We start from the raw sequence: 26,340 nt of genomic DNA, 5'->3' as shown, positions 1-26,340 counted from the left end.
GCGGGCGGCGATCCGACTTGCCCGCGATTTGACCTCGCCGAGGTCATCGTCCAAGGACCACACCCATGAGCAACCACAACGACCTGCTGATCGTCGGCGCCGGCATCCTCGGGCTGTCCCATGCCTATGCCGCGGCCAAGCGCGGTTTGCGGGTCAAGGTTTTCGAGCGCAGCGCCACGCCCCTGGGCGCGTCGGTGCGCAATTTCGGCCAGGCCCTGGTGACCGGCCAGCCGCCGGGCGTGATGCTCGACCTGGCCAGGGCCAGCCGCGGCATCTGGGGCGACTGGGCGCAATTGGCCGGCCTGCCGCTCAAGCGCAACGGCTCTTACCTGTTCGCCCGCACCGAGGCCGAGGAGCAATTGCTACAGGCCTTCTGCGCCGGACGCGCGCGGGAACACGGCTACCGGGTCGAACTGCTGCGCGGGGCGGCGTTGAACGATCTGTACGGCGGCCGTTTCCGCCATCATCGCGCGGCGCTGCACGGCCTGGATGACCAGCAGCTGTATTCCCGCGAAGCCATGCCGATGCTGATCGACTACCTGCGCCGCGACCTGGGGGTGGAGTTTCATTTTTCCACCCTGGTGCGCGACATCGAGCCCGGCCAGTTGCACAGCACCGCCGGCAGCTTTCGCGCGGGGCAGATCCTGGTCTGTTCCGGGCATGACTACCAGACCCTGCTGGCCGAGCCGATTGCCGCGCTGGCGCCGCAGGTCTGCCGCCTGCAAATGCTCCGCGCCCGGCCCGAGGTGCAGCTGGACCTGCAACATGCGCTGCTCACCGGCCTGAGTTGCGTGCATTACGGCGCCTTTGCCGATCTGCCCGAAGCGGCGGCGGTGCAGGCGCAGATCCTGCGGGATGCGCCGCACCTGCACGAAAACGGCATCCACCTGCTGATCAGCCCGACGCCCTACGGCGAGCTGATCATCGGCGACTCCCACCATTACGGCAGCGACCCGTCGCCGTTCAATGCCGAGCAGGTGGACACCTGGATGCTCGAGCTAGCCGAGCACACCCTGGGCTGCAAGGTGCAGGTGATCGAGCGCTGGCAAGGTGTCTATGGCGCCCGCGGCCCGGGGCCGTTTTCGTTCCTGCGCCCGGCCGTCGGGGTCAGCGTGGCCCTGATGCATACCGGCGTGGGTATGAGCGTCGGCCCGGCCATGGCCGAGGGCAATATCGCCCGTTTGCTGGAGGAAGCCTGATGGGGCCTGAGCAGCGGATCGCCGAGCTGTTCGGCCTGTACGAGCGCTTTGGCGACAGCGACTACATCGGCGAGCCGGTGTCGCAGATCGAACACATGTCCCAGGCCGCACAGCTGGCCATGGCCGAGGGCTTCGACGACGAAGTGGTGCTGGCGGCGTTCTTCCACGATATCGGGCATATCTGTGGGCAGGATGCCGAGAACATGGGCGGTTTCGGCGTGGCCGGCCATGAGCGGCTGGGCGCCGACTACCTGCGCCGCGCCGGTTTCAGCGAGCGCCTGGCGCGGCTGGTGGAGTACCACGTGCAGGCCAAGCGTTACCTGACCTGCAAGGAGCCGGGTTACTACGAGCGGCTCAGTCAAGCCAGCCGGCGCACCCTGGAATACCAGGGCGGGGTGATGAACGCCGAGGAGGCCCGGGCCTTCGAGCAGGACCCGCTATGCGCGGTCAGCCTGCGCCTGCGCCATTGGGACGAACAGGCCAAGGAGCTGTGGGTGCCGGTGATGGATTTGCAGGTGCTCAAGGACAAGGCGGCGCGTCTGCTGAACGCATGGATGACCTAATCCTCGACCACCAGCTTCTGCGCCAATACCTCGATCTGCTCCTGGCGCTCCGCCTGGCTCAGGCGCGGCGCCGGGTTCAGCGACGACCACTGCGGGTGGGCGCGGGCCTTGTTCAGGGCTTCCGGCAGCTTGCCCTCGCGCCAGCTCTGGTCCTGGGGCGTGGCCAGCTGGATGCTGCCCAGCGCCGCATGCCCGCGCGCATTCAACGCCTGCACCAGTTGCCGTTGGCGCAGGGCCAAGAGGCGCAGCACGCTGTCGTCCACGGTCAGTTCGCGCTGGCCCTTGAGCTTGCCCAGCAGGCGGCCGCCGTAGCTGCGAGCGGTTTGCAGCGCGCCACCGGCAATCGCCCCGGCCAGGGCCGCCGCGCCCAGGGTCAGGCCGCCCACCAGCAGATCGACGCCAGCCCCGGCCGCCGCGCCGGCGGCGATCCCGCCACCGACCCGCACGCCCAGTTGCTTGAGGGTTTCCGGGTTGAACAGGTCATCGCCCCAGCGTCCGTCGAGCAGCGGCACATCGCTGGCGGCGGCATCCTGCGGGCGGAAGGCGTAGAGCTTGAGCAGCGCCTCGACGCAGCGTTGTTCGCGCTGACGCACGGCCTTGCGCAGCTCGCCGATGGCCTGTTGTTCCTGCTCGACCTCGCTGACCACACTGCGCCGGCAGGCGGCGCAATCGATCAGCAGTTCGGCGATCAGCCGCGCGGCGCTTTGCTGGCGGGCCAGGCGTTGCGCCTGCTGGTCGGCGATCAGGCGTTCCAGCTGCGGCCGCGAGCTTTCCAAAAGCAACGCCAGGCTTTCATACAGCCGCCGCTCGCCATCCTCCGGCGGTGCCACGCTGTCGAAGCGCACCAGCGCGTGCAGGCCCAGGCGGGCCAGGGCTTCGCGCCAGTCCGGCTCACGGTGATTGGCGCTGCTGACGAAGTTCAGCACCGGCAGCAACGGCTTGCCGCAGCTGGCGAGGACTTCCAGCTCGTCGCGGTACTTGGCCAGTACCGGCTCGCGAGCGTCGATCACATACAGCCCGGCGTCGGAGTCCAGCAGCTGGCGCAGCACCTTGGCTTCCTGTTCGAAACGCTGGCGCGCCTCGCTGCCTTCGAGAAACCGCGCCAGGCGGGCCGGGCCATCCAGGCGCTCGCCGGGGTGCTCCAGGCGTTCCAGGTAGTCGAGCAGGGCAATGGCGTCTTCCAGGCCGGGGGTGTCGTACAGGTCGAGCAGCGGTTCGCCGTCCACCGACAGCCGCGCGCCCTCGACATGGCGGGTGGTACTGGGGCGATGGGAGACCTCGCCGAACCCCACGTCCCGGGTCAGGGTACGCAGCAGGGAGGTCTTGCCGACGTTGGTGTGGCCGACCACCGCCAGCTTCAACGGCGGTTTGCGAGGATCAGTCATGCCCGGTCTCCAGCCAGTTCAGCGGTGCGCAATCGGCGAATGGCAGCTCCAGCTGTTGCAGCGCCACGTGCCAGTCGCCCAGGCGTTCGGCGTCCAGCGCTTCGCCGGGCGGCGCCTGCAATAGCCAGACCCGGGTGGCAGTGGCGCTGCGGGCCAGTTCGGCGATCAGCGCCAGGCTGCCACGGTCCGGCGAGCGCCGTGGATCGCAGGCGATGGCCAGGCGCGCCGGCGGAAAGCGGCTCATCTGTTCCAGCAGCTTGTGCCGGGATTCGCGGCTGTCGAGGACGCCGGCGTCTTTCACCGTGGCCGGCAATTGCGGTGGCCAGGGGCGCTGGTCGTCCAGTTCGATGGCCACCAGCAGGGCGCCATCACTGTCCTGCGCGCTGACGCCGCCTTCGATGCGGTGCAGCAAGTCGGGGGCGGCATCGTTGATCCCCAGGCGTTCGCTGCTGGGCATCAGCGCTTCGCGCAGCTGGCTGTAGCCAGGGAGGTTGAGGTCCAGTTGCAGGCGCGCCTGCCCGTGCCTCCAGCGCCAGCGACAGAACAGCATCAGCAGCAGGCGCGGCAGCACGCCGTAAATGATCAGCGAGGCCACCAGCCAGACGGCCCACATCTGGCGCACCAGTTCAGTGTTGTAAACATCCCGGGTGCTGGCGTGAATCATCTCTACGGTCGGTACCCCGAAACCTATGGCCCGGGGTATGGCGCTGAGGGCGTTGGTGATCGCCACGAAAGCATCCGCGCCGAGCAGGGTGCTTTCCCAGTAGAACCCGTAGCGCTTGGTGATCAGCAGCATCAGCAGGATCGCCACGGCGCTGAGCAGGGCCAGCAGCCACAGGCCGTTGACCAGGGTGCCGATGGCCCAGCGATTGAGTTTGCGCCGTTGCAGCAACAGCAGCAGGGCGGGCGCCAGCTGCGCGGCCTTGGCGTCGCGGGCGAGCTTGGCGCTGAGCCACAGCCACAGGCGGCCGAGGCTGGCGCCGTGTTCGCCGGCGAACAGCAGGCCGATGGCCCAGCTCAGCAGCAGAAGCAGGTTGAGGCCGAGCAGGCTGCCCAGGGCCCAGAACACGTTGACCGGCGCCTGCCCGTTACCCAGGGCGGCGAAGGCCAGGCCGGCACCGCTGACCATGGCCAACACGGCCATCAGCAACAGCGCCAGGCGCGCGCCCTGGACCCAGTGGCGCAGGGCAGCGGCCAGGCCGTCGCGTTCGGCCAGCCACAGCGCGCGGTATTGGAGGCGGCTCGCCAGGTCGCCGCCCGCGGTGCGCGCCAGGCGATTGGCTTCCTGGTCCTCCAGGGCGCCGGCGTGTTCTTCACGCAGGCGTACGGCTTCGGTGAGCCAGAGTTTTTGCAGTGGGGTCAGTGCTGTCACGCGTCATTCCGTTGCTCAAATGAGGGGTGAGCATAACCGCTGTCACGCTGATCGGGGTACGTTGCGGGGCACCGAGCCTCTGGTATCCTCGCCGGCATGAAAAAATCTCTCCCTCTCAGCCTGATCGCGGCCCTCGGTGAAAATCGCGTGATCGGCGTCGACAACAGCATGCCCTGGCACTTGCCGGGGGATTTCAAATACTTCAAGGCCACCACCCTGGGCAAGCCGATCATCATGGGTCGCAAGACCTGGGATTCGCTGGGGCGTCCGCTGCCGGGGCGGCTGAATATAGTGGTCAGTCGCCAGGCCGACCTGCGGCTCGAAGGCGCCGAGGTGTACCCGTCGCTGGAAGCCGCGGTGGCGCGTGCCGAGCAGTGGGCGCTGGAACAGGGTGTTACCGAGCTGATGCTGATCGGCGGTGCGCAGCTGTATGCCCAGGGCCTGGAGCAGGCCGATCGCCTGTACCTGACGCGAGTGGCGCTGAGCCCGGAGGGCGATGCGTGGTTTCCGGAGTTCGATCAGCAGCAGTGGAAACTGGTGTCTGACGTGCCGAACCCGGCGGAAGGCGACAAGCCGGCCTACAGCTTCGAAGTCTGGGAAAGGGTTTAGCCCTGTAGCCCTGTAGCCCTGTAGCCGCTGCCGAGCCTGCGAGGCTGCGATCGATTGCGAAGCAGTCGTAAAACCAGACAACCTGTTCTTCCTGAAACACCGCGTGCTCGGGTTTTGCGAGGACTTCGTCCTCGATCGCAGCCTCGCGGGCTCGGCAGCGGCTACAGGTCGCAGTCCCGTTCCGGGCGTGAACCCGGAACGGGGCTGGAATCAAGCCTGCGCCAGCTCCGCATGCTCATCGGCATCGAGCTTTTGCTTGTCGGTCTGCTGCATGATCTGGCTGGTGATCGCCCCGGCGGTCATCGAACCGCTGACGTTCAGCGCGGTGCGGCCCATGTCGATCAGCGGCTCCACGGAAATCAGCAGCGCCACCAGGGACACCGGCAAGCCCATGGCCGGCAGCACGATCAGCGCGGCGAACGTCGCGCCACCGCCTACCCCGGCCACACCGGCCGAACTCAAGGTTACTATCGCCACCAGGGTCGCGATCCACAGCGGGTCCAGCGGGTCGATGCCCACGGTCGGGGCCACCATGACCGCCAGCATGGCCGGGTACAGGCCGGCGCAGCCGTTCTGGCCGATGGTCGCGCCGAACGAGGCGGCGAAGCTGGCGATGGACTGCGGAATGCCCAGGCGGCTGGTCTGTGCCTCGATGCTCAGCGGGATGCTCGCGGCGCTGGAGCGGCTGGTGAAGGCGAAGGTCAGCACCGGCCAGACCTTGCGGAAGAAGCGCAGCGGGTTGATCCCGGCCAGCGAAACGAGCAGGCCGTGGACCACGAACATCAGGCCCAGGCCGATGTACGACACCACCACGAAACTGCCGAGCTTGATGATGTCCTGCAGGTTGGAGCTGGCGACCACCTTGGTCATCAGCGCCAGCACGCCGTAAGGGGTCAGCTTCATCACCAGGCGTACCAGGCGGGTGACCCAGGCTTGCAGGGTGTCGATGGCGTTGACCACTTTCTGGCCCTTGTCGGCGTCGTCCTTGAGCAGCTGCAGGGCGGCGACGCCGAGGAAGGCGGCGAAGATCACCACGCTGATGATCGAGGTCGGCTTGGCCCGGGCCAGGTCGGCGAAGGGGTTCTGCGGAATGAACGACAGTAGCAGTTGCGGGATATTCAGGTCGGCGACCTTGCCCGCGTAATCGCTCTGGATCACCTGCAGGCGGGCCATTTCCTGGGTCCCGGCCACCAGCCCTTCGGCGGTCAGGCCGAACAGGTTGGTCAGGGCGATGCCGATCAGCGCGGCGATGGCGGTGGTGAACAGCAGGGTGCCGATGGTCAGGAAGCTGATCCTGCCCAGGGACGAGGCATTGTGCAGGCGCGCCACGGCACTGAGGATCGAGGCGAACACCAGCGGGATCACGATCATCTGCAGCAATTGCACATAACCGTTGCCCACCAGGTCGAACCAGCCGATGGAGGTTTTCAGGACGGGGTTGCCGGCACCGTAGATGCCGTGCAGGGCAACACCGAAAACCACGCCCAGCACCAGTGCCAGCAGGACCTTCTTGGCCAGGCTCCAGGTGGTATGACGGGTTTGTGCCAGGCCCAGCAGCAAGGCGAGGAACACCAGCAGGTTGAGGATCAGCGGCAGGTTCATTAAAGCTCCATAAGACTTGTGCCAATCGCTTATGACTGCGATTGCGAACCGGCAAGCCTAACAGCTTGATATCTAATGAATTAATATCAAAAACGCATTGAGACTGTCGTTTTTGGAATAAGCCGCTGACGCTCAGGCACATGCCGGTGACGGGATCAGGACGCGGACGGTCGCCCACAGGCGAGGATTGTCACAGCGATTTGTTAGCGTCGATCTCTTTAAATCAGGGAGAAAACGCCGATGAAACTCGCTCCGAAATTTCTGGTTGCCGCACTCTGCCTGGGCCTTGCCGGCCAGGTTCTCGCCACCGACTTGCAGCACTGGCCCGCGGACCAGGCCAAGCAACTGGACGCGATGATCGCGGCCAACGCCAACAAGGGTAACTACGCGGTGTTCGACATGGACAACACCAGTTACCGCTACGACCTGGAAGAGTCGCTGCTGCCGTTCATGGAGAACAAGGGCCTGATCACCCGCGAGACCCTCGACCCCTCCCTGAAGCTGATGCCGTTCAAGGACACCGCCGAGCACAAGGAAAGCCTGTTCAGCTATTACTACCGCCTCTGTGAAATCGACGACATGGTCTGCTACCCCTGGGTGGCGCAGGTATTCTCCGGATTCACCCTCAAGGAACTCAAGGGCTATGTCGACGAATTGATGGCCTCGGGCAAGCCGGTGCCGGCCACCTATTTCGAAGGCGACGTGGTCAAGAGCACCGAGATCAATCCGCCGAAAATCTTCACCGGCCAGAAAGAGCTGTACAACAAGCTGATGGAGAACGGTATCGAGGTCTACGTGATGACCGCCGCCTCCGAGGAACTGGTGCGCATGGTCGCGTCCGATCCGAAGTACGGCTACAACGTCAAGCCGCAGAACGTCATCGGCGTGACCACCCTGCTCAAGGACCGCAAGACCGGAGAGCTGACCACCGCGCGCAAGCAGATCACCGCCGGCAAGTATGACGAGAAGGCCAATCTCGGCCTGGAACTGACCCCTTACCTGTGGACCCCGGCGACCTGGATGGCCGGCAAGCACGCAGCGATCCTGACCTACATCGACGAGTGGAAAAAACCGGTGCTGGTGGGCGGCGACACCCCGACCAGCGATGGCTACATGCTGTTCCACGGTGTCGATGTGGCCAAGGGCGGCATCCACCTCTGGGTCAACCGCAAGGACAAGTACATGGCCCAGATCAACGGCATGATGGCCAAGCACGCCGCGGCCCAGGCCAAGGAAGGGCTGCCGGTGACGGCGGACAAGAACTGGGTGATCGTCAAGCCGGAGGACATTCAGTAAGAACGGGTTGAATCCATCGCGGGCAAGCCTCGCTCCTACAGGATCAGTGCCGCCTGTAGGAACGAGCGGGCGGCGATCCGACTTACCCGCGACAGGCCTCGCAGAGGCCGATCTCCAGACAAAAAAATGCCCCGCACTTGGCGGGGCATTTTCATTCAGTGGCTGGCAATCACAGACCGTCGAGCATCGCCTTGTTGCGCACCGCGCCCTTGTCGGCGCTGGTGGCCAGCAGGGCATAGGCCTTCAGGGCGGTGGTCACCTTGCGTGGGCGTTTTTCCACCGGCTTCCAGCCTTTCTTGTCCTGCTCGACGCGGCGGGCAGCCAGTTCTTCGTCGCTGACCAACAGGTTGATCGAGCGGTTCGGAATGTCGATCAGCACCTTGTCGCCGTCCTGTACCAGGCCGATGGCGCCGCCCGCTGCTGCCTCTGGCGAAGCATGGCCGATGGACAGGCCCGAGGTGCCGCCGGAGAAGCGGCCGTCGGTCAGCAGGGCGCAGGCTTTGCCCAGGCCCTTGGACTTCAGGTAGGAGGTCGGGTAGAGCATTTCCTGCATGCCCGGGCCGCCTTTCGGACCTTCGTAGCGAATGATGACGATGTCGCCTTCCTTCACTTCGTCGGCGAGGATGCCGCGCACCGCGCTGTCCTGGCTTTCGAAGATCTTCGCGTTACCTTCGAAGACGTGGATCGACTCGTCGACGCCGGCGGTCTTCACCACGCAGCCGTCCAGGGCGATGTTGCCGTACAGCACGGCCAGGCCGCCTTCTTTCGAGTAGGCATGTTCGACGCTGCGGATGCAGCCGTTTTCACGGTCGTCGTCGAGGGTTTCCCAACGGGTCGACTGGCTGAACGCGGTCTGGGTCGGGATACCGGCCGGGCCCGCCTTGAAGAAGTGATGCACCGCTTCGTCGTTGGTCTGGGTAATGTCCCACTTGGCGATGGCTTCTTCCATGCTGCGGCTGTGCACGGTCGGCAGGTCGGTGTGCAGCAGGCCGCCGCGCGCCAGGGAGCCGAGGATGCTGAAGATGCCGCCGGCACGGTGCACGTCTTCCATGTGGTACTTCTGGATGTTCGGCGCCACCTTGCACAGTTGCGGCACGCTGCGGGACAGGCGGTCGATGTCGCGCAGGTCGAAATCGATTTCGGCTTCCTGGGCGGCGGCCAGCAGGTGCAGGATGGTGTTGGTCGAACCGCCCATGGCGATGTCGAGCATCATGGCGTTCTCGAACGCCTTGAAGTTGGCGATGTTGCGCGGCAGCACCGACTCGTCGTTGTCGCCGTAGTAGCGCTTGCACAGCTCGACGATGGTCCGCCCGGCCTGCAGGAACAGCTGTTCGCGGTCGCTGTGAGTGGCCAGGGTCGAACCGTTGCCCGGCAGGGCCAGGCCCAGGGCCTCGGTCAGGCAGTTCATCGAGTTGGCGGTGAACATGCCGGAGCAGGAACCGCAGGTCGGGCAGGCGCTGCGTTCGTACTCGGCGACCTTCTCGTCAGAAGCGCTGGAGTCGGCGGCGATCACCATGGCGTCGACCAGGTCGAGGCCGTGGGCGGCGAGCTTGGTCTTGCCGGCTTCCATCGGGCCGCCGGAAACGAAGATCACCGGGATGTTCAGGCGCAGGGCGGCCATCAGCATGCCGGGGGTGATCTTGTCGCAGTTGGAGATGCAGACGATGGCGTCGGCGCAGTGGGCGTTGACCATGTACTCCACGGAGTCGGCGATGATCTCGCGGCTTGGCAGCGAATACAGCATGCCGTCGTGGCCCATGGCGATGCCGTCATCCACGGCGATGGTATTGAATTCCTTGGCCACGCCGCCGGCGCGTTCGATTTCGCGGGCGACCAGCTGGCCCAGGTCCTTGAGGTGCACGTGGCCCGGGACGAACTGGGTGAAGGAGTTGGCAATGGCGATGATCGGCTTCTTGAAGTCGTCATCTTTCATCCCCGTGGCGCGCCACAGCGCGCGGGCGCCGGCCATGTTGCGGCCGTGGGTGGATGTTTTCGAGCGGTAATCAGGCATGGAGCACTCCGGGCGGCTAATCAGGTAACAAATGGGGAGTGAGCTTCTATTGACCCCTGGAACACTCAGAAATGGCCGTGTGTCCTGAAGCTGCCGATGACGCCGCGGGATCGCCGTGCGCCTCAGCCTGAGCTCATAAACCCGCCGGGGGATGACTGGCGATGAATCTCGCGATTCTACACCGCTGGCGCCAGGAAGGAATGCCGTGGCCGCTCTACGGCGTCGAATGCCTGGATATGGAAATGGGCAGCCGGCGATCAGGGACTGGTTTAGACTCGCCGGCCTTCGATCACCTTCCAATGGAGCTGGAATGTCCGCGACGCTGCGATCCCTGAGGTTCTACCTTGCCATCGGCCTGGCGCAGGGCCTGCTGCTGATGTGGACCGTCCTCTACAGCGACTTGTCCGGTGTCGCCATGGCCGCGCTGGCGGCTGCCCTGTTGGCGGGCGGCGGGCTGCTGCAGCTGCTGGCCGAGCAGCGACGCCAGCCGCGGATCTGGATCGCGATGCTGTTGGTGGCGCTGGGTGCGGCGGGGCTGGTGTGGGCCTGTCGTCGCCTGCCCTTCACCCTTGGCGTGGGGTTGGGTGTGATGGCCGGCCTGCTGCTGATGACCCTGCTCAGTGCCACGCTGCTGCGGGGGCGTGCTGACCTGTGGCGGCGCCTGCTGGCTAACGGTGCCTGGGTGCTGCTGGCTTTACCGATGCCCTGGCTGGTGCAGTGGCTGTTCAAGCTATGGATCCAGCACCGCCACCTCGACCCGTTCAAGAGCGGGTTGCTGTCCCTGGCGTTTTTTGCCGCACCGACCCTCGCGTTCTCCGGCGCCATGTTCCTCGGCAATTTATGGTGCGCGCGCCGTCGGGCGCAGGTCGCCTGAGCGCTGAGTCTTGGGTGAGGAGGGGGCAATCGGCTTGGGCGCCCCTTGCCGCGAGGGGCAAGGGGCGTCCGGTCAGGCTCAGCTGTTAGGCAGCAGGCGGCAGGTGATGCTCTTGATGTAGCGGGTTTCCGGGATGGCCGGGTGTACCGGATGGTCCGGGCCCTGGCCGCCGCGTTCCAGCAGTTGGATATTGCGGTCCAGGTGGCGGGCGCTGGTGAGCAGGATGTTCTGCAGGTCGTCTTCGGGCAGGTGCATCGAGCACGAAGCGCTGACCAGGATGCCGTCCTTGCTGAGCAGGCGCATGGCCTGTTCGTTCAGGCGGCGGTAGGCGCCTTCGCCGTTCTTCAGGTCTTTCTTGCGTTTGATGAAGGCCGGCGGGTCGGCCACGATCACGTCGAAACGTTCTTCGGCGGCCTTGAGCTCTTTCAGGGCTTCGAACACGTCGCCTTCGATGCAGGTGACTTTCTCGGCGATGCCGTTGAGCGCGGCGTTGCGCTCGACACCGTCAAGGGCGAAACCCGAGGCATCGACGCAGAACACTTCGCTGGCACCGAAGGCGCCGGCCTGTACACCCCAGCCGCCGATGTAGCTGAACAGGTCCAGTACGCGCTTGCCCTTGGCGTAAGGCGCCAGGCGGGCGCGGTTCATGCGGTGGTCGTAGAACCAGCCGGTCTTCTGGCCTTCCATCACCGGGGCCTCGAACTTCACGCCGTTCTCTTCCAGGGCGACCCACTCCGGCACCAGGCCGAACACGGTTTCCACGTAGCGGTTGAGGCCTTCGGCATCACGCGCGGCGGAGTCGTTCTTGAACAGGATGCCGCTTGGCTTGAGGACCTGGACCAGGGCGGCGATCACGTCGTCCTTGTGCTGTTCCATGGTCGCCGAAGCCAGCTGCACGACGAGGATGTCGCCGAAACGGTCGACCACCAGGCCCGGCAGCAGGTCGGAGTCGCCGTACACCAGGCGGTAGAACGGCTTGTCGAACAGGCGCTCGCGCAGCGACAGGGCCACGTTCAGGCGGTGTACCAGCAGCGACTTGTCCAGCGCCAGCTTGGCGTCGCGCGACAGCAGGCGGGCGCAGATCAGGTTGTTCGGGCTCATGGCGACGACGCCCAGCGGCTTGCCGCCGGCGGCTTCCAGCACTGCCTGGTCGCCTGCCTTGAAGCCGTGGAGTGGGGTGGCGGCTACATCGATTTCGTTGCTGTAGACCCACAGGTGGCCGGCGCGCAGGCGGCGATCGGCGTTGGCTTTGAGGCGCAGGCTTGGCAGGGACATGACGTCGCTCCGGAAAAAAGAGCGGGAGTATAACGTGTTGCGCTCGCCGAGAGGCTGGCGAGTGGATATGCGGTGACAGGGCAAACCCGCCGTGGATATCCCGCGCCGGCCCGGCATTGCCCCGAGGCGCCCGTTGTAAAGTTCCTTTCGGCTGGCCATGGGCGCCATCTAAAGGGTTAGAATCGCCGCCTAGCCCAGAGTGCGTACCTATGTCCCAAGCGATGTCCCAAGAGCTTTCCGCCGAACAGATTCAACAGGCCCTGCAAGGCATCAGTGTGCCGCCCCAACCGCAGATCATGGTGGATTTGCAGATGGAGCAGTACATGCCCGACCCTGACCTGGAAGTGATCGCGCGGCTGATCTCCCAGGACCCGGGCCTTTCCGGCGCCCTGCTGAAAATCGTCAACTCGCCGTATTACGGGCTGAGCAACAAGATCGCCTCGATCCAGCGCGCGGTGAACCTGCTGGGCAGCCGTTCGATCATCAACCTGATCAACGCGCAGTCGATCAAGGGCGAGATGAGCGACGAAACCATCGTCACCCTCAACCGCTTCTGGGACACCGCCCAGGATGTGGCGATGACTTGCCTGACCCTGGCCAAGCGCACCGGCTCGCAAGCGGTCGACGAGGCTTATGCCCTGGGCCTGTTCCACGATTGCGGCGTGCCGCTGATGCTCAAGCGCTTCCCCGACTACATGACAGTGCTGGAAGAGGCCTACGCCAGCGCGGGCCCCGAGAACCGCGTGGTGGATACGGAAAACCGTGCGTTCAATACCAACCACGCGGTGGTCGGTTACTACACGGCCAAGTCCTGGCGCCTGCCGGAGCACGTGACCAATGCCATCGCCAATCACCACAACGCCCTGGCGATCTTCAGCGACGAGTCGTCGCGCAACAGCCAGCTGAAGAACCTGCTGGCGATCCTGAAAATGGCCGAGCATATCTGCGCGTCCTACCGGGTGCTGGGCAATCAGGTCGATGATCATGAATGGAACAGCATCGGCCATCTGATCCTCGATTACGTCGGCCTGTCCGACTACGACTTCGAGAACCTCAAGGAAACCGTGCGCGAACTGGGCGCGCACTGATTCCCGACCACGTTATAGAGAACACGAGGCGCACATGCCTGAATTACCGGAAGTCGAAACCACCCGGCGCGGTATCGCGCCGCACCTGGAAGGGCAGCGCGTCAGCCGCGTGATCGTGCGCGAGCGGCGCTTGCGCTGGCCGATTCCGGAGGACCTCGATGTGCGCCTGTCCGGCCAGCAGATCGTCAAGGTCGAGCGCCGCGCCAAGTACCTGCTGATCAATGCCGAAGTCGGCACCCTGATCAGTCACCTGGGCATGTCGGGCAACCTGCGCCTGGTGGAGGTCGGCTTGCCGGCGGCCAAGCACGAGCACGTCGACATCGAGCTGGAGTCCGGCCTGGCCCTGCGCTACACCGACCCGCGGCGCTTTGGCGCGATGCTCTGGAGCCTGGACCCGCTCAACCACGAACTGCTGATCCGCCTGGGGCCGGAGCCGCTGACCGACCTGTTCGACGGCGAGCGCCTGTATCAGCTGTCGCGGGGACGTTCGATGGCGGTCAAGCCGTTCATCATGGACAACGCGGTGGTGGTGGGGGTGGGCAACATCTATGCGACCGAAGCGCTGTTCGCCGCCGGCATCGATCCGCGTCGCGAAGCCAAGGGGATTTCCCGGGCGCGCTACCTGAAGCTGGCGATCGAGATCAAGCGCATCCTGGCCGCGGCCATCGAGCGCGGCGGCACCACCCTGCGCGACTTTATCGGCGGCGACGGGCAGCCGGGCTATTTCCAGCAGGAATTGTTCGTCTACGGGCGCGGCGGGGAACACTGCAAGGTCTGTGGCACGGGGCTGCGGGAGATCAAGCTGGGGCAGCGTGCGAGCGTGTATTGCCCTAAATGCCAGAGCTGATCGCCTGTAGCCGCTGCCGAAGGCCTCGATAGGTCCGTAGGACCTGTGGCGATCTTACTGGCGTCGCGGCCGTTTCGGCCGATCGCAGCCTTCGGCAGCGGCTACGGTCGCAAGTCTCGATGGCTGTGTTATGCCTTGCCGGTGATCTTCCGGTACTTGGCCATCAACTCTTCTTCGGTTTCCGGGTGGGCCTCGTCCAGCGGGATGCAATCCACCGGGCAGACCTGCTGGCATTGCGGCTCGTCATAGTGGCCGACGCATTGGGTGCACAGGTTCGGGTCGATCACGTAGATCTCTTCGCCTTGAGAAATCGCGGCGTTCGGGCACTCGGGTTCGCAGACGTCGCAGTTGATGCAATCGTCGGTGATGATCAGGGACATGGGGCACTCCGGCCGGGGCGGCGGGCCCAGGCATTTGAAAAACCAATGGCGCAATTGTGCCGCATTGGCGAGCGCAGTGCACGCGGGCGCGATGGGAGGGGCGTTTGCAGGTCGACTGCGCGGGAGCTGGTGCGGGCTGCGCCAGCTCCCGCGGGGGTTATTTCTTGAAGCGCAGGGTCAGGGCGTCGGCCACGGCCGGATGCACGAACTTGCTGATATCGCCGCCCAATGCCGCGATTTCCCGGACCAGGGTCGAGGAAATGAACGAATAACGCTCCGACGGTGTGAGGAACAGGCTTTCCACGTCCGGCGCCAGTTGGCGGTTCATGTTGGCCAGCTGGAATTCGTATTCGAAGTCCGAAACCGCCCGCAGCCCCCGCAGGAAGACATTGGCGTTCTGCTCCTTGGCGAAATGCGCCAGCAGCGTGGAAAAACCGACGACTTCAACGTTCGGCAGATGCTTGGTGACCTCGCGAGCCAGTTCCACACGCTGTTCCAGGGGAAAAAGCGGGTTTTTCTTCGGGCTGGCGGCGACGGCGATGATCACATGATCGAACAGGCGCGAGGCGCGTTCGACCAGATCGCCATGGCCCTTGGTAATAGGGTCGAAGGTACCTGGGTACAACACTCGGTTCATCGCGTCGTCCTGGCGGGAGTCCGTTGGGGAGTCGGATGGTATCGCAGCCTTTCCGGTCGGCCAAGTCGCCTGTAACGGAAGAAAGCACTATAGACGACGAAAATAAGCGGCGTTTTCACCCGCTTTTCAGCCGTTCGGCCAGGGCCGTGGCCAGTTGCGCGGTCAGGCCGTAGACCGACAATTGCGGGTTGGCGCCGATGCTGGTGGGGAACAGCGAACCGTCGTGGATCGACAGATTGGCCAACTGGTGATGCCGGCCCAGGCTGTCGGTGACAGCGTTCTTCGGGTCTTCGCCCATGGCGCAACCGCCCATCACATGGGCGCTGCCCAGGCGGGTGCGGTACAGCGCAAGGTTCAGGCCGTCGATCAGGGTCTTGGCCTCGGCCAGGGTCTTCACGTAGCGGGCATCGCTGTGCATCGGCATGACCGCCTTGGCGCCGCCGGCGAACTGGATCTGCGCCATGCTGTGAAAGGCCCGCCGCACGCCGTCCCAGGCGTAGTCCGAGACCTGGTAGTCGAGCACCGGCGAGCCGTCGCCGCGCAGTTCCACACTGCCGCCGCTGCTGTCCGGGTGAAAACCGTCGCGCAGCAGCGCGAGCATGGCGTGGGTATGGGGCAACTGCTGCATGTTCAGGGCGCTCTGCGGGCCGAAACCGCCGAGCAGGGTGGCGGCCAGCGCCGGTTGCAGCGGCGGCACCTCGAGCTTGTAGGACATTTTGCCGGTGGTGCCGTCCAGCCACTGGAAATGATCGGAGTAGATCGACTGCGGCGCCCCGTAAAAGGGGTTGATCACCTGGTCGAACTGCCCGGCGGAAAAATTCACCAGATGCAGGAAGGTGCGTTTGCCCAGGCGCTTGTGCGGGTCGGCCGCGTCGGAGCGCAGCAGCAGGGCCGGGCTGTTGATCCCGCCACCGGCCAGCACATAGTGCCGGGCCTTGACCTTGATGGTGCGCCCGGTGGGCGCCACGCAGCGCTCGTCCATGGCCAGGCAGAGCAGGTTTTCGACCCGGTCGCCCTTGATCTGCAGGCGCTCGGCGCGGGCCAGGTACAGCAGCTCGCCGCCTTTCTCCAGGGTCGCGGGAATGGTGGTGACCATCATCGACTGCTTGGCGTTGGTCGGGCAGCCCATGCCGCAATAGCCGAGGTTCCAGCAGCCGCGCACGTTGCGTGGGATCACGTGCCAGCTGTAGCCGAGTTTCTCGCAGCCGATCCTGATCACGTCGTTGTTGGCGTTGGGCGGCATGACCCACGGGGCGATCCCCAGGCGTTGCTCCATCTTCGCGAACCAGGGGGCCATCTCGGCCGGGCTGTGGCCCTTGACGTCGTGCTCCTTGGCCCAGTGCTCCAGGGTCGGCTCAGGGGTACGGAAGCTGGACGTCCAGTTGATCAGGGTGGTGCCGCCGACCGCGCGGCCTTGCAGGATGGTGATGGCGCCATCCTTGCTCATGCGGCCGATGCCTTCCTGATAGAGGCTGGCGTAGGCCTGGTCCTCGAGCATCTTGAAGTCGTCGCTGGTCTTGAGTGGCCCTTCCTCGATCAGCAGCACCTTGTAGCCGGCGGCGCTGAGGATCTCGGCGGTGGTGCCGCCGCCCGCGCCGCTGCCGATGATGGCGACATCCGCTTCGAGGGTCAGGTCCTCCTGCAATTGCGCGCCGTTGTAGGTTTTCCAGCCTCGGGCCAGGCCTTCGCGAAACAGATCGGGTACAGGCATATCAGGCACTCTCTAGTTGTTCTGGGGCTTCTGGGTGCTTGTGTAGCCGCTGCCGAAGGCTGCGACAAGGTCCGTAGGACCTTCCGAGGGCTTTAGGAGCGCGTCTCCTGCGGAGCCGATCGCAGCCTTCGGCAGCGGCTACAGAGCGAGCAGTCTTCAGATCCTGGGCGGCCCGGGATAACCGCAATGGGCCCAGGATTCGGGGCGGCTGTACCAGGCCATCATCACCAGTTGCAGCAGGGACGCGTGGCCCATGCGCAGCAGGCTGAGGGAGCTGTTTTCCCAGCGCTTGAGAAACTGGCGGATGTCTGCGGCGCTGGCGTTTTCCCAACTGCCCCAGATGCCGGTCAGGGGGCCGCGCGTGATGCCCATGCCCAGCACGTCGAACAGCTGCTGGGTGAGCTTGAGCATTTCCGGCGACAGGTGGTCGAGGCTGTAATCCAGGCTTTTCAGGGTGGCGTCGAGCGCCGCCGGCAGCTTCTCGGCGGCCACGGCACCGTCGAGCATGACCGGGAGCAGCGCCCGCAGAATCGGCAGGTCACTGCTGCGCAATGCGGCAAAGCCGCTGGCAGGGGTGCTGGACGAGCAACCGCTGAGGCTGGCGCCGAGGCCGGCGGTGGTCAGGAACGCGCTGGCGCACAGGCCGATTTTCAACAGGCCACGGCGCGACAGTACGGGTGCGGCAGGCAGGCTGGGAGTCATTATTGTTATTACCCGCAATGGTCTGGTTAACGGATGAACAGCTTCTGGATCAGCTTCTGGATCGGTTTGCCATAGGGCGGGTAGATCAGCCGCGCGGCATTCAGGCGCTGCTTGCTCAGCACTCCCTTGGCCTTGCTGAAGGTCAGGAAACCCTCGTGACCGTGGTAATGGCCCATGCCCGAGTGGCCGATGCCGCCGAACGGCATGTCGTCCTGGGCGACGTGCAGCAGGGTGTCGTTGAGGCAGACCCCGCCCGAGTGGGTTTCGTTGAGTACCCGGTCCTGCTCGGCCTTGTCGTAGCCGAAGTAATAGAGCGCCAGTGGGCGAGGGCGCTGGTTGATGTAGGCGAAGGCCTGGTCCAGGCCGGTGTAGGGTACGATCGGCAGGATCGGGCCGAAGATCTCATCCTGCATCACCGTCATGTCGTCGCTGACATTGAGCATCAGGCTGTGGCCCATGCGCCGTTCCTGGTTCTCTTCGAACAGCGGGATCAGCAGCGCACCCTTGCTGGTGGCGTCGCTGATGTAGCTGTTCAGGCGCGCCAGTTGCCGCGGGTTGATGATCGCGGTGTAGTCGGGGTTGTCGACCAGGGTCGGGAAGAAACCCCGGACCACCTGGCGATAGGCGTCGACGAAGGCGCCGACGCGGTGTTCCGGGACCAGCACGTAGTCCGGGGCGACGCAGGTCTGGCCGGCGTTCATGGTCTTGCCGAAGGCGATGCGTTCGGCGGCGTCCTTGAGCGGTACGTCGTCGGACACGATGGCCGGAGACTTGCCGCCCAGCTCCAGGGTCACCGGGGTCAGGTTTTCCGCCGCGGCGCGCATCACATGCTTGCCGATGCTGGTGGCGCCGGTGAACAGCAGGTGATCGAAGGGCAGCCGGGAGAAGGCCACGCCCACGTCGGCTTCGCCCAGCACCACGGCGACCAGGTCCTCGGGGAACGCCTTGGCCAGCAGGCGCTTGAGCAGCAGGCCGGTGGCGGGGGTCGATTCGCTAAGCTTGAGCAGCACCCGGTTGCCGGCGGCGAGCGCGCCCACCAGCGGGCCGATGGCCAGGTACAGGGGGTAGTTCCACGGCACGATCACCCCGACCACGCCCAATGGCTGGTAGACGACCTTGGCCGAGGCCGGCTGGAAGGCAACGCCGACCTTGCGCCGCGAAGGTTTCATCCAGCCCTTGAGGTGTTTGCTGGCGTAGTGGATGCCATGCAGGCTGGGCATGATTTCGGCGAGCAGGGTTTCGTCGGCGCTGCGATGGCTGAAATCTTCGCTGATGGCATCGATCAGGGCCTGGCGTTCGCTGTCGAGCAGTTCGCGCAGGCTCTTGAGCCATTGCTGGCGCTGGGCGGCGGGCGGCATGGGGTTGGCCGCGAAGGCCTGGCGCTGGGCGGCGAACAGACGGTGGAGCTCATCCAGCTGCTGGTGGGCTTCCGGCAAGTAGGCGATTTCGGCAGACATGGGCGGCTCCGGTTTTGGTGGGTGGGAGATTTTTAGAGTTTATGCTCTAAAATGTCAAATGACATCCCGGGCCGGCTTTGATTTATCCCGTTGGGGATAGGTCGTAAGATGCCGGGCAACGCCTTCTCGATTAAAGCCCACGCTCATGGCCCCACGCATAAAAACCCGCGAACGTATCGTCCAGAACAGCCTGGAGCTGTTCAACCAGCAAGGCGAACGCAGTGTCAGCACCAATCACATTGCGGCCCACATGGAGATTTCGCCGGGCAACCTGTATTACCACTTCCCCAACAAGCAGGCGATCATCGCCGTGCTGTTCTGCGAGTACGAAGCCCTGGTCGACAGCTTCCTGCGCCTGCCCCAGGGTCGTACCGTGACCGTCGAGGACAAGCGCTATTACCTGCAGGAGCTGCTGGCCGCCATGTGGCGCTATCGCTTCCTGCACCGCGACCTGGAACACCTGCTCGACAGCGACGCCGAACTGGCCGCTCGTTATCGGCGCTTCTCCCAGCGCTGCCTGATCCACGGCACGGCGATCTACGAAGGTTTCGTCGAGGCCGGCATCCTGCGGATGGACAAGGTGCAGATCGAGTCCCTGACCCTCAATGCCTGGATCATCCTTACCTCCTGGGTGCGTTTTTTGTGCACCACCCGGGAAAACTCCGCGCACCTGAGCGAAGAAGCCATCAAGCGCGGCGTGTATCAGGTGCTGGTGCTGGAAGCCGGATTTGTCACCGACCAGGCCCGGGGGGCGGTCAACGCGCTGTTCGGCGAGTTTTACGTGCCCCTGGGGCAAGCCCTGGAAGAAGTGCAGTAGGATCGCAAACAAACTGGCTACGCGTTTGCGTGCACATCATTGGATCAAGTCATCGTTCAATTACTGGAGCCCGTCATGCCCATCGCGCAACTGATCAGTCCGCAGCAATTGGCCGCTCGCCTGGAGCAGCCCGGGCTGGTGATTCTCGATTGTCGTTTTGCCCTGGAAGACCCGGATTACGGCCAGCGCAGTTATGCCGGGGGGCATCTGGCCGGCGCGCATTTTGCCGATCTGGAACGCGACCTCAGTGGCCGGGTGGTCAAGGGCGTGACCGGGCGCCATCCGCTGCCCGAACCGGCGACGCTGGTCGCGCGCCTGCAAGCCTGGGGCATCGACGCCGACAGCGACATCGTGCTTTACGACGACGGCCCCGGTGCCTATGCCGCCCGCGCCTGGTGGCTGCTGGCCTGGCTGGGCAAGCGCGACGGTATGTTCATTCTCGATGGCGGCTTGAAAGCCTGGCACGCCGCAGGCCTGCCGTTGAGCCTGGATCCGCCGACCAATGTTCTCGGCCATTTCACGGGCCAGCCCGACAAAACCCTGTTGTTGACTGCCGAGCAACTGCAAAAGCGCCTCGGCCAGCCGACCCTGACCCTGCTCGACGCCCGCGGCCAGCCACGTTTTCGCGGCGAGGTGGAGCCGATCGACCCGGTGGCCGGACATATCCCCGGCGCGCAATGCGCGGCTTTCACCGACAACCTGGACAGCGACGGCCGTTTCCTGCCGGCCGATCAGCTCAAGAAGCGCTTTGCCGCGAAGCTGGGCGAGCGTTCGCCGAGCGAACTGGTAGCGTACTGCGGCTCGGGCGTGACCGCCTGTCACAACCTGTTCGCCTTGTGCCTGGCCGGTTATCCCCTGGGCAGGCTGTATGCCGGCTCCTGGAGCGAATGGATCACCGATCCGCAGCGCGCGGTCGCCACGGGCGACTGAGGCCCCTCACCGTAGGAGCGAAGCTTGCGCGCGATCCAGGCGCTGCGTTGTTTCTGCCGGACCGCGTCGCCTGAGATATTCTTCGCGAGCAAGCTTCGCTCCTACAGGGGCAGGCGCTGTTTCAGAGGGACTGGCGGGCGCTGCGATAGGCCGCCGGCCCCACGCCGTAGACCTGCTTGAACTGCCGGCTCAGATGGCTCTGGTCGGCGAACCCCAATTGTGTCGCCACTTCCAGCGGCAGGCAGCCGTCGCGCAGCAGTGCCCGGGCCTGGGCGATGCGCTGTTGCATCAGCCAGGTGTGCGGCGGCATGCCGGTGGCGCGGCGGAACACCCGGGCGAAATGGAACGGCGAGAGATTCACCGCCGCGGCCAGTTCCTCCAGGGAGGGCGGGGCGGCCAGCTGCGCTTGCAGCAACTCCTTGGCCTGGACGATCGCCCGGTGTTCCCGCCCGGGTTTGCCCGGCGCCTTGACTCCGGCGTGACGCCGCAGCAGCAAGAGCATCATTTCCCGCCACAGGGTCTGTTGTTGCAGAGCGGTGGCCGGGCTTTCCAACAGTTGATGCAACTGGCAGAAACCGCTGACCAGATCGGGGTCGCGATACAGCGTGGCGCCGAAGGCCGGCAGGCTGTCGGTGGGTAGTTCCAGCTCGCCGAGCATGGCGAGGATCTGCGCGTTGTCCGGATAAAACGCCCGGTACAGCCAGCCGTCCTCGGTGCCTTTGTGGCCGGTGTGCAGCTCGTCCGGGTTGATCAGCACCAGGGTGCCACGTCCCGCCAGGTGCTCGGCGCCGCGATAACGGTAGCGCTGGGCGCCGTCCATGATCATGCCGATCACATAGCCGTCATGCACATGGGGCACGAAGCGATGTTCGATGTAACGCGCGGCCAGCAACTCCACGCCGGCCAGGGGCGCGGTCTGCCAGAAACGGATCGACTCGCCCTGGCCGCCGTTCATCGCAACTCGCCCCCCAGGTTGGACAGCCACTGGGGAATGCGCCGCTCCAGGTAGTAACCCGGAGTCTTCACCGAACCCTCGACAAAACCGACGTGCCCACCCTTGGCCTGCAGCTCGAGGTGGGTGCTGTCGGACAGCTCGCCGGCTTCCGGCAGGCTGTGGGGGAACACGAAAGGATCGTCCGCGGCCTGGATAATCAGGGTTTGCGTGCGGATTTCCCCGAGGAAATAACGGCTGGAGGCGCGCCGGTAATAGTCCTGGGCATCGGCGAAGCCATTCAGCGGCGCGGTGACCCGGCCGTCGAAGTCCCAGAAGGTGCGCATCTTCTCCAGCGGACCGAGCCGCTCCAGCACGGCCAGGCCCTCATGGCGCCCGTCGTGCTGGAACTGGCGTTGCTTGTCCTTGATGTAGGCCAGCATCTCGCGCATGAAATGCGCCTGGTAGACCTTGGAAAACCCCTGGCCGATGCGGTCGGCGCACTGGTCCAGGCGAAACGGCACCGACACCGCGACGGCGCCTTGCAGCTGGCTGGCGCTGCCGCTTTCACCCAGGTGCTTGAGCAATACATTGCCGCCCAGCGAGTAGCCCACCGCGAACAGCGGGGCCTGCGGGCGTTTGCTGCGCAGGTGGTCGATGGCGGCGGCCAGGTCTTCGCTGGCCCCCGAGTGGTAACTGCGCGGCAGCAGGTTGGGTTCGCCCGAGCAGCCGCGCCAGTTCAACGCCGCGCTGGCCCAGCCCTGGCCCGCCAGGGCCTTTTGCAGGCCGGCCACGTAAGGCGAGTTGGAAGAGCCGGTCAGGCCGTGCAGCACCAGCACCAGGGGCGCGGTGGCGGAGTGCGGGCCGTGCCAGTCGAGATCGAGAAAGTCGCCGTCGTCGAGCCACAGGCGTTCGCGCTGGCGCTCGAGGTGAGTGGTCTTGCGCCATAGCGGGCCCCACAGGGTCTGCAGGTGCGGGTTGCCGAGGCCGAAGGCGGGAATGAAACGATCTGACGGAGTAGGCACGGTGATTCTCGTAGCAGCGGTGCGCGTCCCCGGCGGGGTTGCGCACCTTTTCAGGCCAGTGGTTTAACCGGCGATCTCTGCCGTACGTTGCCACAAGGCGTAGTACACCTGCCCGGATTTTTGCTCGCGGTGCAGGCGCCAGTTCGCCGGGAGGCCGAGGGTCGAAGGCGCGGTTTCACTTTCGGTATAGACCCAGGCGTCGTCGGCCAGCCAGTCGCGTTCTTCCAGCAGGGCACAGGTGGCCGGCAGCAGGTTCTGATGGAACGGCGGGTCGAGGAACACCAGGTCGAAACGGCTGGCCGGCTGGGTTTCCAGGTAACGCAGGGCGTCGGCGGTCTGCACCTGGCCGACGGTGCAGCGCAGGGTGCCCAGGTGTTCGCGCAGGCGCGACACGGCCAGGTTGCTGGCATCCAGCGCCTGGCCCATGGCGGCGCCACGGGACAGGGCTTCGAGAAACAGCGCGCCGCTGCCGGCGAACAGGTCGAGCACCTTGGCCCCGGCGACATAGGGCGCCAGCCAGTTGAACAGGGTCTCGCGCACCCGGTCCGGAGTCGGGCGCAGGCCCGGCACATCGGGGAAGCTCAGGCGGCGGCTGCGCCACTCGCCGCCGATGATGCGCAGTTGGCCCACACCGTTGTGCTGGTTATGGACGGGTTTCTTGCTGGGACGCGATGGGCTGGCCATTAGTGCTCCGGAACCCCGAGCGGCTGCTCGGCGGGTTTGTCAGTTGGGGCCGGCAACGGCTTTTGCGGCACGGTCGGGCCGGCGGTGACGATGACCATCTTGTCGGCGCCCAGGTGCTTGTTCAGCACGTCCCGGACCTGCTCCACGGTCAGGCTCTGGGACTGCTGCATGAAGTCTTCAAGATAGCTCAGCGGCAGGTTGTAGAAGCCGATGGCGCCCAGTTGGCCGACGATGTCGGCGTTGCTGGCGGTGGACAGCGGGAAGCTGCCGGCCAGTTCGCGCTTGGCGTCGTCGAGTTCCTTCTGGGTCGGGCCGGTCTTGAGGTAGTCGGCGAGCACGTCCTGCACCAGCTTGAGGGTGCCCTCGCTCATTTCGGCACGGGTCTGCAGGTTGATCATGAACGGGCCACGGGCCTGCATCGGGCTGAAGCCGGAATAGACGCCGTAGGTCAGGCCGCGCTTCTCGCGCACCTCGCTCATCAGTCGGGTGCCAAAACCGCCACCGCCAAGGATCTGGTTGCCCAGGGACAACGCGGCGTAGTCCGGGTCGTCACGATCGATGCCCAGTTGCGCCAGCAGCAGGCTGGTCTGGCTGGAGGGGTATTCGATATGGCCGATGCTGGCTTGTGGCTCGCTCGGTTGCGGGATTTTCGCCAGCGCCGGGCCTTTGGGCAGGGCGGCGGAGATCTGCGCGGCAATCGCCTCGGCATCGCTGCGCGACAGGTCGCCCACCAATGCGATCACCACGTTGCCGGCGGCATAGGCCTTGGCGTGGAACGCCCGCAGTTGGGCCAGGCTGATCGGCGGCACGCTCTGCGCGGTGCCATCGCTGGAATGGGCATACGGATGGCTGCCGTACAGGCGCTTCATCAGTTCCAGGCTCGCCAGCTTGCCGGGGTTCTGCTTCTGGTACTCGAAGCCGGCGAGCATCTGGTTCTTGATGCGCGCCAGGGAGTCGGCCGGGAAGGTCGGCTTGCCGACGACATCGGCGAACAGCTGCAGGGCCGGCGTGCGTTTGTCCGGCGCGCTGAGGCTGCGCAGGGACGCGATGGCCATGTCCTTGTAGGCACCGTTGCCGAAATCGGCACCCAGGCCCTCGAAACCTTCGGCGATTGCGCCGACATCCTTGCCGGCCACGCCTTCGTTGAGCATGGCGTTGGTCAGCATCGCCAAGCCTGGCGCGTCGCCATCCTGGCTGCTGCCGGCGGCGAAGGTCAGGCGCATGTCGAACATCGGCAGCTCATGGGCTTCGACGAACAGCACCTTGGCGCCTTCGGCGGTGCTCCAGGTCTTGATGTCGAGGCTGCGGCGGCTTGGGGCCTTGCCGTCGAGCTCGGTCAAGGATTGCAGTTTCTGGCTGCTCTTGGCCTTGTCCAGCGCCTGGCTGGCGTCGGATTGGTCCGCGCGCAGCAGATAAAGGCCGGCGGCGGTGATCAGGGCCACGAGTGCCAGGCCGAGCAGGACCGGGCTGGCGCTTTTGCGCTTACTCATGAGCGGACTCCTCAGGCAATACGTGGGCAACGCTCAGGCGTTCGCGGGTGAAATAGGTACGAGCGGCCTTCTGGATGTCTTCAGGGGTCACGCTTTGCAGTTCGGCGAGTTCGGTGTCCATGAGTTTCCAGGACAGGCCGACGGTCTCCAGCTGGCCGATGGCGGTGGCCTGGCTGGTGATGGAGTCACGTTCGTAGACCAGGCCGGCGATCACCTGGGCGCGCACGCGTTCCAGTTCTTCGGCGGTCGGCGGGGTGGTTTTCAGCTCTTCGAGCAGGCGCCACAGCCCGGCTTCGGCCTGGGCGATGGTTTTCTTCTTCTGACTGTTGGGCATGGCCGAAAGCAGGAACAGGCTGTCGCCGCGGGTGTAGGCGTCGAAGCTCGACGAGCCGCCGGACACCAGCTCTTCGCCGCGCTCCAGGCGGGTCGGAATGCGGGCGCTGTAGCCGCCGTCGAGCAGCGCGGCGATCAGGCGCAGGGCGTGCACCGAATGCTTGTCTTCGGCGGTGGCGATGCTCGGCACGTTGAAGGCCAGCATCACGCTCGGCAGCTGGGTCTTCACCCGCAGGGTGATCTGCCGCTCGCCGGGCTCGGCCAGTTCCAGGGGGATCTTCGCCGCGGGCACGGCGCGCTTGGGAATGGCGCCGAAATAACGTTGGGCCAGGGTTTTGACTTCGTCCGGGGTCACGTCGCCGACCACCACCAGGGTGGCGTTGTTCGGCACGTACCAGGATTCATACCAGTGGCGCAGTTCCTCGACCTTCATCCGGTTGAGGTCGGCCATCCAGCCGATGGTCGGCGTGTGGTAGCCGCTGGCCGGGTAGGCCATCGCCTTGAAGCGCTCGAAGGCCCTGGACATCGGCTTGTCGTCGGTGCGCAGGCGGCGCTCTTCCTTGATCACTTCGATTTCGCGGCTGAACTCGTCGGGCGGCAGGCGCAGGCTGGCCATGCGATCGGCTTCCAGCTCGAAGGCCACGCCCAGGCGGTCACGGGCCAGCACCTGGTAATAGGCGGTGAAATCGTCGCTGGTGAAGGCGTTCTCTTCGGCGCCCAGGTCGCGCAGGATCAGCGAGGCTTCGCCGGGGCCGACCTTTTCGCTGCCTTTGAACATCATGTGTTCCAGGGCGTGGGACAAACCGGTCTGGCCCGGGGTTTCGTAGCTGGAGCCGACTTTGTACCAGACCTGGGAGACCACGACCGGAGCCCGATGGTCTTCGCGGACCACGACCTTGAGGCCGTTATCGAGGGTGAATTCGTGGGTGGGTTGTGGATCGGCAGCCAAGGCTGAAAGGGGCAGACAAACCGTACTGAGCAGCAGGCCTGCGGCGCGGCGGGCTAGAGCATTCATTCGTTTTTTAAACCTGTTGGACTGCCCGCTTGGTCTTAGCGTCGGCGGGCGAGGAGATGCTAGGATACTGATCCGTTTTACTGGCGGCCACGCCTATCAGGCTCGCA

Annotated in this window: 24 protein-coding genes; 9 read left to right on the top strand and 15 right to left on the bottom strand. The window is 65.3% G+C overall.

The annotated features are described in order from the left end of the window. Positions 1-65: 65 nt before the first annotated feature. Together C4K27_RS29305 and C4K27_RS29300 are read left to right on the top strand one after the other, a co-directional pair. A complete protein-coding gene (locus tag C4K27_RS29305) occupies positions 66-1,199 on the top strand; it encodes a TIGR03364 family FAD-dependent oxidoreductase (protein ID WP_053263010.1) in 1,134 nt (377 codons plus the stop codon). After that, positions 1,199-1,762 (top strand): phosphonate degradation HD-domain oxygenase, encoded by a 564-nt coding sequence (locus C4K27_RS29300; RefSeq protein ID WP_053263009.1) that lies wholly within the window; start codon positions 1,199-1,201, stop codon positions 1,760-1,762. The genes C4K27_RS29305 and C4K27_RS29300 overlap by 1 nt, the downstream gene beginning before the upstream one ends. On the opposite strand, the gene C4K27_RS29295 is transcribed toward C4K27_RS29300, so the two are convergent. Further along, positions 1,759-3,147 carry a GTPase/DUF3482 domain-containing protein gene (locus tag C4K27_RS29295; RefSeq protein ID WP_053263008.1) on the bottom strand — a complete coding sequence of 463 codons (1,389 nt, stop codon included), beginning with the start codon at positions 3,145-3,147 and terminating at the stop codon, positions 1,759-1,761. The genes C4K27_RS29300 and C4K27_RS29295 overlap by 4 nt on opposite strands. Continuing rightward, a complete protein-coding gene (locus tag C4K27_RS29290; RefSeq protein ID WP_053263007.1) occupies positions 3,140-4,519 on the bottom strand; it encodes a DUF2868 domain-containing protein in 1,380 nt (459 codons plus the stop codon). The genes C4K27_RS29295 and C4K27_RS29290 overlap by 8 nt, the downstream gene beginning before the upstream one ends. Before the next feature lie 96 nt (positions 4,520-4,615). Here C4K27_RS29290 and C4K27_RS29285 point away from each other — a divergent pair, with 96 nt between their 5' ends. Next, on the top strand, positions 4,616-5,128 hold the full coding sequence (locus C4K27_RS29285) for a dihydrofolate reductase (protein ID WP_053263006.1): 513 nt from the start codon (positions 4,616-4,618) through the stop codon (positions 5,126-5,128). Positions 5,129-5,338: 210 nt separating this feature from the next. On the opposite strand, the gene C4K27_RS29280 is transcribed toward C4K27_RS29285, so the two are convergent. Next, a complete protein-coding gene (locus C4K27_RS29280; protein WP_007921267.1) occupies positions 5,339-6,730 on the bottom strand; it encodes an L-cystine transporter in 1,392 nt (463 codons plus the stop codon). A 240-nt stretch (positions 6,731-6,970) separates the two neighbouring features. Here C4K27_RS29280 and C4K27_RS29275 point away from each other — a divergent pair, with 240 nt between their 5' ends. Continuing rightward, a complete protein-coding gene (locus C4K27_RS29275; RefSeq protein WP_053263005.1) occupies positions 6,971-8,026 on the top strand; it encodes an HAD family hydrolase in 1,056 nt (351 codons plus the stop codon). Between the two features lie 169 nt (positions 8,027-8,195). Here C4K27_RS29275 and ilvD read toward each other — a convergent pair whose 3' ends face one another. Next, positions 8,196-10,037, bottom strand: coding sequence for a dihydroxy-acid dehydratase (gene ilvD, locus C4K27_RS29270; protein WP_007921265.1), 1,842 nt, complete (start codon positions 10,035-10,037; stop codon positions 8,196-8,198). Positions 10,038-10,347: 310 nt separating this feature from the next. Between ilvD and C4K27_RS29265 the strand changes: the two genes are divergently transcribed. Then, positions 10,348-10,911, top strand: coding sequence for a hypothetical protein (locus tag C4K27_RS29265; protein ID WP_053263004.1), 564 nt, complete (start codon positions 10,348-10,350; stop codon positions 10,909-10,911). Positions 10,912-10,989: 78 nt separating this feature from the next. On the opposite strand, the gene C4K27_RS29260 is transcribed toward C4K27_RS29265, so the two are convergent. After that, the gene (locus tag C4K27_RS29260) at positions 10,990-12,186 is read right to left on the bottom strand and encodes a class I SAM-dependent rRNA methyltransferase (protein ID WP_007921262.1); all 1,197 of its coding nucleotides are present in this window, start codon (positions 12,184-12,186) and stop codon (positions 10,990-10,992) included. Positions 12,187-12,461: 275 nt separating this feature from the next. Between C4K27_RS29260 and C4K27_RS29255 the strand changes: the two genes are divergently transcribed. Beyond that, positions 12,462-13,274 (top strand): HDOD domain-containing protein, encoded by an 813-nt coding sequence (locus C4K27_RS29255; RefSeq protein ID WP_164485824.1) that lies wholly within the window; start codon positions 12,462-12,464, stop codon positions 13,272-13,274. Between the two features lie 34 nt (positions 13,275-13,308). Continuing rightward, entirely contained in the window at positions 13,309-14,121 is an 813-nt protein-coding gene (gene mutM / locus C4K27_RS29250) for a bifunctional DNA-formamidopyrimidine glycosylase/DNA-(apurinic or apyrimidinic site) lyase (RefSeq protein ID WP_053263003.1), read from the top strand. Between the two features lie 128 nt (positions 14,122-14,249). On the opposite strand, the gene C4K27_RS29245 is transcribed toward mutM, so the two are convergent. The 5 genes from C4K27_RS29245 to C4K27_RS29225 all read right to left on the bottom strand — a co-directional run bounded on the left by C4K27_RS29245 (position 14,250) and on the right by C4K27_RS29225 (position 19,008). Continuing rightward, entirely contained in the window at positions 14,250-14,501 is a 252-nt protein-coding gene (locus tag C4K27_RS29245) for a YfhL family 4Fe-4S dicluster ferredoxin (RefSeq protein ID WP_007921257.1), read from the bottom strand. A 157-nt stretch (positions 14,502-14,658) separates the two neighbouring features. Continuing rightward, a complete protein-coding gene (coaD, locus tag C4K27_RS29240; RefSeq protein WP_003229157.1) occupies positions 14,659-15,138 on the bottom strand; it encodes a pantetheine-phosphate adenylyltransferase in 480 nt (159 codons plus the stop codon). A 115-nt stretch (positions 15,139-15,253) separates the two neighbouring features. Further along, a complete protein-coding gene (locus tag C4K27_RS29235) occupies positions 15,254-16,849 on the bottom strand; it encodes a GMC family oxidoreductase (RefSeq protein ID WP_053263002.1) in 1,596 nt (531 codons plus the stop codon). 156 nt (positions 16,850-17,005) lie between these two features. Next, positions 17,006-17,551, bottom strand: a complete 546-nt coding sequence (locus C4K27_RS29230) for a hypothetical protein (protein ID WP_053263001.1) — start codon at positions 17,549-17,551, stop codon at positions 17,006-17,008. Between the two features lie 26 nt (positions 17,552-17,577). After that, positions 17,578-19,008, bottom strand: a complete 1,431-nt coding sequence (locus tag C4K27_RS29225; RefSeq protein ID WP_053263000.1) for a coniferyl aldehyde dehydrogenase — start codon at positions 19,006-19,008, stop codon at positions 17,578-17,580. A 145-nt stretch (positions 19,009-19,153) separates the two neighbouring features. On the opposite strand from C4K27_RS29225, the gene C4K27_RS29220 reads away from it, so the two are divergent. Together C4K27_RS29220 and C4K27_RS29215 are read left to right on the top strand one after the other, a co-directional pair. Beyond that, the gene (locus tag C4K27_RS29220) at positions 19,154-19,825 is read left to right on the top strand and encodes a TetR/AcrR family transcriptional regulator (RefSeq protein WP_053262999.1); all 672 of its coding nucleotides are present in this window, start codon (positions 19,154-19,156) and stop codon (positions 19,823-19,825) included. 75 nt (positions 19,826-19,900) lie between these two features. Then, entirely contained in the window at positions 19,901-20,755 is an 855-nt protein-coding gene (locus C4K27_RS29215) for a sulfurtransferase (RefSeq protein ID WP_053262998.1), read from the top strand. Positions 20,756-20,876: 121 nt separating this feature from the next. Here C4K27_RS29215 and C4K27_RS29210 read toward each other — a convergent pair whose 3' ends face one another. The 5 genes from C4K27_RS29210 to C4K27_RS29190 all read right to left on the bottom strand — a co-directional run bounded on the left by C4K27_RS29210 (position 20,877) and on the right by C4K27_RS29190 (position 26,233). After that, positions 20,877-21,710 (bottom strand): AraC family transcriptional regulator, encoded by an 834-nt coding sequence (locus C4K27_RS29210; RefSeq protein ID WP_053262997.1) that lies wholly within the window; start codon positions 21,708-21,710, stop codon positions 20,877-20,879. Next, complete coding sequence (locus C4K27_RS29205; RefSeq protein ID WP_053262996.1) at positions 21,707-22,711, bottom strand: hydrolase; 1,005 nt, start codon at positions 22,709-22,711, stop codon at positions 21,707-21,709. The genes C4K27_RS29210 and C4K27_RS29205 overlap by 4 nt, the downstream gene beginning before the upstream one ends. Before the next feature lie 63 nt (positions 22,712-22,774). Further along, positions 22,775-23,395 (bottom strand): 16S rRNA (guanine(966)-N(2))-methyltransferase RsmD, encoded by a 621-nt coding sequence (rsmD, locus tag C4K27_RS29200; protein WP_053262995.1) that lies wholly within the window; start codon positions 23,393-23,395, stop codon positions 22,775-22,777. Then, on the bottom strand, positions 23,395-24,885 hold the full coding sequence (locus C4K27_RS29195; RefSeq protein WP_053262994.1) for a M16 family metallopeptidase: 1,491 nt from the start codon (positions 24,883-24,885) through the stop codon (positions 23,395-23,397). The genes rsmD and C4K27_RS29195 overlap by 1 nt, the downstream gene beginning before the upstream one ends. Continuing rightward, entirely contained in the window at positions 24,878-26,233 is a 1,356-nt protein-coding gene (locus C4K27_RS29190; protein ID WP_053262993.1) for a M16 family metallopeptidase, read from the bottom strand. The genes C4K27_RS29195 and C4K27_RS29190 overlap by 8 nt, the downstream gene beginning before the upstream one ends. Between the last annotated feature and the right edge of the window lie 107 nt (positions 26,234-26,340).

The organism is Pseudomonas chlororaphis subsp. chlororaphis, from assembly GCF_003945765.1.
In the GTDB taxonomy this organism is placed as follows: Bacteria; Pseudomonadota; Gammaproteobacteria; order Pseudomonadales; family Pseudomonadaceae; genus Aquipseudomonas; species Aquipseudomonas chlororaphis.
This window is presented reverse-complemented; position numbering and strand designations above follow the sequence as displayed.

Excerpts from the sequence above, each read along its gene's own strand:
- C4K27_RS29305 (WP_053263010.1), top strand. The coding sequence starts at position 66 with ATGAGCAACCACAACGACCTGCTGATCGTCGGCGCCGGCATCCTCGGG.
- C4K27_RS29300 (WP_053263009.1), top strand. The coding sequence starts at position 1,199 with ATGGGGCCTGAGCAGCGGATCGCCGAGCTGTTCGGCCTGTACGAGCGC.
- C4K27_RS29295 (WP_053263008.1), bottom strand. The coding sequence starts at position 3,147 with ATGACTGATCCTCGCAAACCGCCGTTGAAGCTGGCGGTGGTCGGCCAC.
- C4K27_RS29285 (WP_053263006.1), top strand. The coding sequence starts at position 4,616 with ATGAAAAAATCTCTCCCTCTCAGCCTGATCGCGGCCCTCGGTGAAAAT.
- C4K27_RS29280 (WP_007921267.1), bottom strand. The coding sequence starts at position 6,730 with ATGAACCTGCCGCTGATCCTCAACCTGCTGGTGTTCCTCGCCTTGCTG.
- C4K27_RS29275 (WP_053263005.1), top strand. The coding sequence starts at position 6,971 with ATGAAACTCGCTCCGAAATTTCTGGTTGCCGCACTCTGCCTGGGCCTT.
- ilvD (WP_007921265.1), bottom strand. The coding sequence starts at position 10,037 with ATGCCTGATTACCGCTCGAAAACATCCACCCACGGCCGCAACATGGCC.
- C4K27_RS29265 (WP_053263004.1), top strand. The coding sequence starts at position 10,348 with ATGTCCGCGACGCTGCGATCCCTGAGGTTCTACCTTGCCATCGGCCTG.
- C4K27_RS29260 (WP_007921262.1), bottom strand. The coding sequence starts at position 12,186 with ATGTCCCTGCCAAGCCTGCGCCTCAAAGCCAACGCCGATCGCCGCCTG.
- mutM (WP_053263003.1), top strand. The coding sequence starts at position 13,309 with ATGCCTGAATTACCGGAAGTCGAAACCACCCGGCGCGGTATCGCGCCG.
- C4K27_RS29245 (WP_007921257.1), bottom strand. The coding sequence starts at position 14,501 with ATGTCCCTGATCATCACCGACGATTGCATCAACTGCGACGTCTGCGAA.
- coaD (WP_003229157.1), bottom strand. The coding sequence starts at position 15,138 with ATGAACCGAGTGTTGTACCCAGGTACCTTCGACCCTATTACCAAGGGC.
- C4K27_RS29235 (WP_053263002.1), bottom strand. The coding sequence starts at position 16,849 with ATGCCTGTACCCGATCTGTTTCGCGAAGGCCTGGCCCGAGGCTGGAAA.
- C4K27_RS29230 (WP_053263001.1), bottom strand. The coding sequence starts at position 17,551 with ATGACTCCCAGCCTGCCTGCCGCACCCGTACTGTCGCGCCGTGGCCTG.
- C4K27_RS29225 (WP_053263000.1), bottom strand. The coding sequence starts at position 19,008 with ATGTCTGCCGAAATCGCCTACTTGCCGGAAGCCCACCAGCAGCTGGAT.
- C4K27_RS29220 (WP_053262999.1), top strand. The coding sequence starts at position 19,154 with ATGGCCCCACGCATAAAAACCCGCGAACGTATCGTCCAGAACAGCCTG.
- C4K27_RS29215 (WP_053262998.1), top strand. The coding sequence starts at position 19,901 with ATGCCCATCGCGCAACTGATCAGTCCGCAGCAATTGGCCGCTCGCCTG.
- C4K27_RS29210 (WP_053262997.1), bottom strand. The coding sequence starts at position 21,710 with ATGAACGGCGGCCAGGGCGAGTCGATCCGTTTCTGGCAGACCGCGCCC.
- rsmD (WP_053262995.1), bottom strand. The coding sequence starts at position 23,395 with ATGGCCAGCCCATCGCGTCCCAGCAAGAAACCCGTCCATAACCAGCAC.
- C4K27_RS29195 (WP_053262994.1), bottom strand. The coding sequence starts at position 24,885 with ATGAGTAAGCGCAAAAGCGCCAGCCCGGTCCTGCTCGGCCTGGCACTC.
- C4K27_RS29190 (WP_053262993.1), bottom strand. The coding sequence starts at position 26,233 with ATGAATGCTCTAGCCCGCCGCGCCGCAGGCCTGCTGCTCAGTACGGTT.